Here is a 6,227-nt window from a genome sequence, read left to right as displayed (position 1 = left end):
TTATTATTAAAAACAATATGTTCATATACTTCGTCAGAATATTAAAATATTATGCTTATCAAGAATACCTTCTAAAATATTTAAATCATTTTCTTTAAGTGTAATTCCTGTAGGATTATGAGGAAAATTTAGAATAAGTAATTTTGTTTTTTCAGTAATAGCTGATTCAACCCTTTCCCAATCAATACTAAAAGATTCCCCTTCATTTTTTGGAGCAGTTAAAGGCACAAAAATAGGCGTACCTCCTGCTAAACGAATGCTAGGAACATATGAATCATAACAAGGCTCTAATACAATAACTTCGTCGCCTACGGATACAGCGGCAAGAATAGTAGCCATAATAGCTTCAGTTGCTCCATTAGTAACTGTAATTTCAGTTAAAGGATCATATTTTGCCGCATATAGAGTAGACATTTTTAAGGCTATTTCTTCTCTTAGTGGAGCAACACCAGGCATATATGGATATTGGTTATAACCATCTTTCATCGCTTTATCAACTAAAGCAATTAATTTTTCGTCAGGATTAAATTCAGGAAAACCTTGACCTAAATTTATCGCTTTTTGTTCTGCGGATAATTGGCTCATTATGGTAAAAATGGTTGTACCAACATCAGGAAGTTTAGAATTAAGCATAGCAAACCTTTTAATTATTTAATAATCACTGTTAGGTAAGTGTAGACTAGTTTTCCTTTGAAAACAATTATATTATTAACAAATTATCTAACCTTTATTCATAAGATATTCACAGAGTTATCCACAAATTGTTCCACGTGGAACATTAATAAATTCTATAAAAATTAAAAAGTGATATTTTGTTTTAATAAATTGGGTAAATTAAGCAAAGAATGTTAAAATAGCGAAAATGTTCCACGTGGAACAACTTCATAATATCTTCTTTGTTCATCAAATCTAATTCATGAATTATCCAGACGAATTTGACGTCATTGTAGTGGGTGGCGGTCATGCTGGTACTGAGGCGGCATTAGCGGCTGCTCGGACTGGCTCAAAAACTTTATTATTAACACATAACATTGAAACCTTGGGTCAAATGTCATGTAATCCTTCTATTGGTGGGATTGGGAAAGGGCATTTGGTTAAAGAAATCGATGCTTTGGGTGGTGCAATGGCGCTTGCAGCAGATGAAGGGGGGATTCAATTCAGAATATTGAATTCATCAAAAGGTCCTGCAGTTAGAGCTACTCGGGTGCAAGCCGACAGGTTGCTATATAAACAAGCAATTAGAAGTAAGTTAGAAAATCAAGAAAATCTTTATCTATTTCAGCAAGGTGTTGATGATTTGATTCTAGAAGAAGATAAAGTTGTTGGTGCTGTAACGCAAATTGGTTTAAAGTTTAGATCAAAAACGGTTGTATTGACAGCAGGTACTTTCTTAAATGGCTTAATTCATATTGGGCTGCGTAATTATTCGGCTGGGCGGGCAGGTGATCCTCCTTCAATAAGTTTGGCTCACCGCTTAAAAGAAATGAATTTACCTCAGGGAAGGTTGAAAACAGGTACTCCTCCACGTATTGATGCCAGAACAATTGATTATTCTAAACTTCAGGAACAACCGGGCGATACTAACCCAATACCTGTATTCTCATATATGGGTAATGAGTCAATGCACCCTAAGCAAGTATCTTGCTGGATTACTCATACAAATTTAAAAACTCACGATATTATTCTAAATGGATTAGATAGATCACCTCTCTATACAGGTGTAATTGATGGTGTGGGTCCACGTTATTGTCCTTCTATCGAAGATAAAATCAAACGATTTGCTGATAAAGAATCTCATCAGATTTTTTTGGAACCAGAAGGGTTGCTAACGAATGAGATATATCCAAACGGCGTATCTACTAGTCTTCCATTTGATGTCCAATTAGATCTAATACATTCTTTGCCGGGCTTGGAAAATGCACATATTTTAAGGCCTGGATTATGCTATTGAATATGATTATTTTGATCCTAGAGGCTTAAAAGCAAGTCTAGAAACAAAAGTGATAAAAGGTTTATTTTTTGCTGGTCAAATTAATGGAACCACTGGTTATGAAGAAGCTGCTGCACAAGGACTGTTGGCAGGGCTAAATGCGGCTCGTTATGCCAAAGATCTTGAGCCGTGGACGCCTAGACGTGATCAAGCTTATCTTGGTGTGCTGGTTGATGATTTAATTACCAGAGGAGTTACTGAGCCTTACCGTATGTTTACATCTCGTGCTGAATATCGTTTAAGCTTGCGAGAAGATAATGCTGATTATCGTCTCACTGAAATTGGTCGTAGCTTAGGTTTAGTTCCAGATGATCGCTGGGATGTATATTGTAGGAAGCGTGACAACATTGAAAAAGAAATTCAACGATTACAAAGCATTAGAGTAAGTCCTCGTACATATCAAGAAGAAGATGCTATAGCGGCATTTGGTAAACCTCTCGAACGTGATTATTTGCTTGCTGATTTGTTGAAGCGCCCTAATGTTACTTATGATCAGTTATTAAGTTTGCCTTCAGAAAATAATTATTTACCAGAAACTGTTTTGTCAAAAATGGAAATTGAGCAAGTGGAAATTCAATTGAAATATGCGGGTTACATTGCTCGACAGCAAGAAGAAGTTAGCAGGCATATGAATAATGAAAACCAGAAAATTCCTTCCTCGATTGATTATGATTCAATGACAAATCTTTCTTTTGAAGTAAGACAAAAATTGAAAGAACATCGTCCAGAAACAATTGGTCAAGCAAGTCGAATTTCAGGGGTAACTCCTGCTGCAATTTCTTTATTATTAATTCAATTAAAACGTATGCAAACTACAGTTTAAAGATTTGTATATTATGGATGGTATTTTAGAAAGGCTTGAATTAGGCGCAAATGCTTTGGGTTTAGAGTTATCGGAACAGCAAAAGCATCATTTAATGGAGTATATGGAATTATTGCTTAAATGGAATAAAACCTATAATCTCACTGCGCTTAAGACTAAGCAACAAGTATTGGTTCATCATATTTTAGATAGTTTATCTGTCGTTAAACCCATCAGGCAATTATTTGAATTAGATCAAACTATTCGAATTTTAGACGTAGGGTCTGGTGGTGGATTGCCAGGTGTTGTTTTGGCGATAATGAATCCTACTTGGCTGATCGAATGTATTGATGCTGTTGAAAAAAAGACTAGTTTTATTACTATGGTTGCTGGTATCTTAAAGTTACCTAATCTGAAGTCTAATCATATTCGTATTGAGAATTATGATATAGAACCAGTGGATATAGTTATCTCTAGGGCATTTGCATCACTTGCTGATTTTGCTAATCTAGCAGGTAAGCATGTAGCTCCTCATGGGGTATTATTAGCGATGAAGGGACATTATCTGGAAGAAGAAGTACAAGAGTTAAGAGAAAAGACTTCATGGCGAATTGAAAAATGCATACCTATCACCGTTCCGCAATTAGAAGCAGAGCGTTGTTTAATCTATCTACGACACGTTAAGGAAGACTAAGTTGGCTAAGATTTTTTGTATTGCAAATCAAAAAGGTGGTGTGGGTAAAACAACCACAGCGATTAATCTTGCAGCTAGTTTAGCTGCACATAAGAAAAAGGTATTGTTGATTGATCTTGATCCTCAAGGGAATGCAACAATGGGGAGTGGTATTGATAAAAATACTGTTAAAGCGACTATTTATCAAGTTCTCATTAATCATGCAACTGTAGAAGAGGCGAGAGTACGCTCTGAAACAGGAAACTATGATGTATTACCTGGAAATAGAGAATTATCTGGTGCTGAAATTGATTTAGTTAATTTGGATAATCGTGAGCACCAACTCAAAAATGCATTGGCACTAGTAGATTCGCAATATGATTTTATTCTTATCGATTGCCCGCCAACATTATCCTTGTTAACATTAAATGGACTTGGATCCGCACATGGTGTAATTATTCCTATGCAATGTGAGTATTTTGCGCTTGAGGGTTTGGCTGACTTAGTCAGTACAATTAAGCGAGTGCATAAGAATATAAATCCAGAATTAACTCAAATAGGTATTCTTCGAGTCATGTTTGATCCTAGAATAACTCTGCAGCAGCAGGTTTCGGAACAGTTAGTCGCACATTTTAAAGAAAATGTGTATAAAACTATTATTCCAAGAAATGTTCGTTTAGCCGAAGCTCCAAGTCATGGAATACCGGGCATTATTTATGATAAATCTTCGCGTGGCGCTAAATCTTATGAAGCATTTGGTGCTGAACTTATTAAACGTGTAAAAGCAATGGATAAAAAACAATGAGCGTAACTAAAACAAGTAAAGCATCAAAAACTGTAGCTAAAAAAGTTGCAACAGCCAAAAAACCTACAAAAAGGATTAGGAAGAGGTTTGGAAAATCTACTTGGTGAGGACAAGGACGTTTTTGATGCATTGCAAAACAAGCCGAGTGCTGAAACAAGTAAGTTAGCATTGGATGTGTTACAAGCAGGTAAATATCAACCTAGAAGCCATATGGACGAAACGGCTTTAATAGAGCTAGCAGACTCCATTAAAGAACAGGGGTTAATGCAACCTATTTTAGTTCGTCCTATTGCAAATGGTCGCTATGAGATTATTGCTGGAGAGAGACGTTATAGAGCAGCAAAATTAGCTGGATTAACAGAAGTCCCCGTATTAATCAAAGATGTTAGCGATCAAAATGCTGCTATCATGGCGCTTATCGAAAATATGCAGCGTGAGGACTTAAATCCATTAGAAGAAGCAAGAGGAATTAAAAGGCTTATTGATGAATTTAAGTTTAGCCATGAAAAAGCTGCCCAAGCAATTGGTCGTTCTCGGTCATTAACGACTAATCTATTACGTTTATTAAACCTAGCTGCTCCAGTTCAAACAATGCTTAATGCTGGCGATATTGATATGGGGCATGCTAGAGCATTATTATCCCTAGATAATGCTCAGCAAATTATCGTGGCAAATCAAGTTCACGCAAAACAATTATCGGTTAGAGAAACCGAGAAATTAGTTAATAAAATTCTAGCTGGGGAAGAAGCTAAACCAGCAACTAATAAAAAGAAAGCTGTTAATAGAGATTTAGATCGTTTACAAGAAAATTTATCTGATTATTTAGCCACAACTGTTAGTTTTAAAATGGGCAAAAAAGGTAGTGGACAATTGATTATTGACTTTAGTAATAGTGAACACATTAATTCTTTACTAGAAAAAATGGGTTTATCAAGTGTATTTGATGAATAGGCGTTGTTGTTCTCTCATCGCTTTTACATCGGGATATATGGTAAATAAAGTTCTCATATTTACTTAACCCGATGTAAAAAGTAGTAGGGAACAACACATGCTGAAACTTGGAAATACTCAAAATGATTTTTATGATTTATTAATGATTATCAATATACATAAAGTCTATAGAAGTGGGCTGGAAGTTTAGAGACAAGTGGTATTCGTAAACAAGTTATTTTTTTAGGCATTTAAACAACTAATAAACTATTTAAAAAGATGAAAATAGAATAATTAAAAGAATATTGAGAAGTGTTTATTAAAAAGGCTTGTAATTTTTGTGAAATTTGATAAAATTTCATTCTTGCAACAAAAATACAACACAAAATTTTGTTCGCATCCCATATATGAGGATTTCTTACAAGCTTCTTGACAAGCTATAGAAATCAGTTCATAATCTCAAATTCCTTTGGGGTAGAGTGCCCGAGTGGCTAAAGGGGGCAGACTGTAAATCTGTTGGCTAGCGCCTACGTTGGTTCGAATCCAACCTCTACCACCAGTTTGTTTATTTCCTAAAGTAAATTTTCATATTTAGTTTATAAATAAATTAGGGCTTAGAATTTTGCGGGCGTAGCACAATGGTAGTGCAACAGCCTTCCAAGCTGATGACGAGGGTTCGATTCCCTTCGCCCGCTCCAAATTAACTTGCCCATGTGGCTCAGTGGTAGAGCACTCCCTTGGTAAGGGAGAGGTCGCGGGTCCGATTCCCGCCATGGGCACCAGAGCAAGTTTTCATTATTCATTAATTTCCACAAAGACATTTTCAGGAGTCTTGGGTCATGGCAAAAGAAAAGTTTGAACGTACCAAACCGCACGTAAACGTAGGTACAATTGGTCACGTAGACCACGGTAAAACCACATTAACAGCAGCGATTACTACTGTCTTATCGAAAGAGTTCGGTGGTGAAGCGAAAGACTATGCGGCGATTGATGCGGCACCTGAAGAGCGWGCACGTGGTAATTACGA

The 6,227-nt window shown here is 36.1% G+C and carries 4 protein-coding genes, 3 tRNA genes and 2 pseudogenes; 8 read left to right on the top strand and 1 reads right to left on the bottom strand.

Translation table 11 applies throughout. From position 1 onward, the window contains the following. Positions 1–633, bottom strand: a pseudogene (locus tag V757_RS26275) (aminotransferase class I/II-fold pyridoxal phosphate-dependent enzyme); the annotation flags it as partial. A 283-nt stretch (positions 634–916) separates the two neighbouring features. On the opposite strand from V757_RS26275, the pseudogene mnmG reads away from it, so the two are divergent. The 8 genes and pseudogenes from mnmG to V757_RS27710 all read left to right on the top strand — a co-directional run. Continuing rightward, a pseudogene (gene mnmG, locus V757_RS26270) lies at positions 917–2,813 on the top strand (tRNA uridine-5-carboxymethylaminomethyl(34) synthesis enzyme MnmG). A gap of 13 nt (positions 2,814–2,826) precedes the next feature. Next, on the top strand, positions 2,827–3,486 hold the full coding sequence (gene rsmG / locus V757_RS26265) for a 16S rRNA (guanine(527)-N(7))-methyltransferase RsmG (protein ID WP_023953056.1): 660 nt from the start codon (positions 2,827–2,829) through the stop codon (positions 3,484–3,486). 1 nt (position 3,487) lies between these two features. Further along, on the top strand, positions 3,488–4,270 hold the full coding sequence (locus V757_RS26260) for a ParA family protein (RefSeq protein WP_023953054.1): 783 nt from the start codon (positions 3,488–3,490) through the stop codon (positions 4,268–4,270). A 45-nt stretch (positions 4,271–4,315) separates the two neighbouring features. Continuing rightward, a complete protein-coding gene (locus tag V757_RS26255; protein ID WP_023953052.1) occupies positions 4,316–5,221 on the top strand; it encodes a ParB/RepB/Spo0J family partition protein in 906 nt (301 codons plus the stop codon). A 452-nt stretch (positions 5,222–5,673) separates the two neighbouring features. Next, positions 5,674–5,759: transfer RNA gene (locus V757_RS26250), tRNA-Tyr, on the top strand. A gap of 65 nt (positions 5,760–5,824) precedes the next feature. After that, positions 5,825–5,898: transfer RNA gene (locus tag V757_RS26245), tRNA-Gly, on the top strand. A 9-nt stretch (positions 5,899–5,907) separates the two neighbouring features. Next, positions 5,908–5,982: transfer RNA gene (locus tag V757_RS26240), tRNA-Thr, on the top strand. Positions 5,983–6,039: 57 nt separating this feature from the next. Then, positions 6,040–6,227 (top strand): GTP-binding protein (locus V757_RS27710; RefSeq protein ID WP_023953050.1); only part of this gene is annotated, 188 nt, incomplete at its 3' end.

The organism is Pelistega indica (genome assembly GCF_000506865.1).
Lineage (GTDB): Bacteria > Pseudomonadota > Gammaproteobacteria > Burkholderiales > Burkholderiaceae_B > Taylorella > Taylorella indica.
This window is presented reverse-complemented; position numbering and strand designations above follow the sequence as displayed.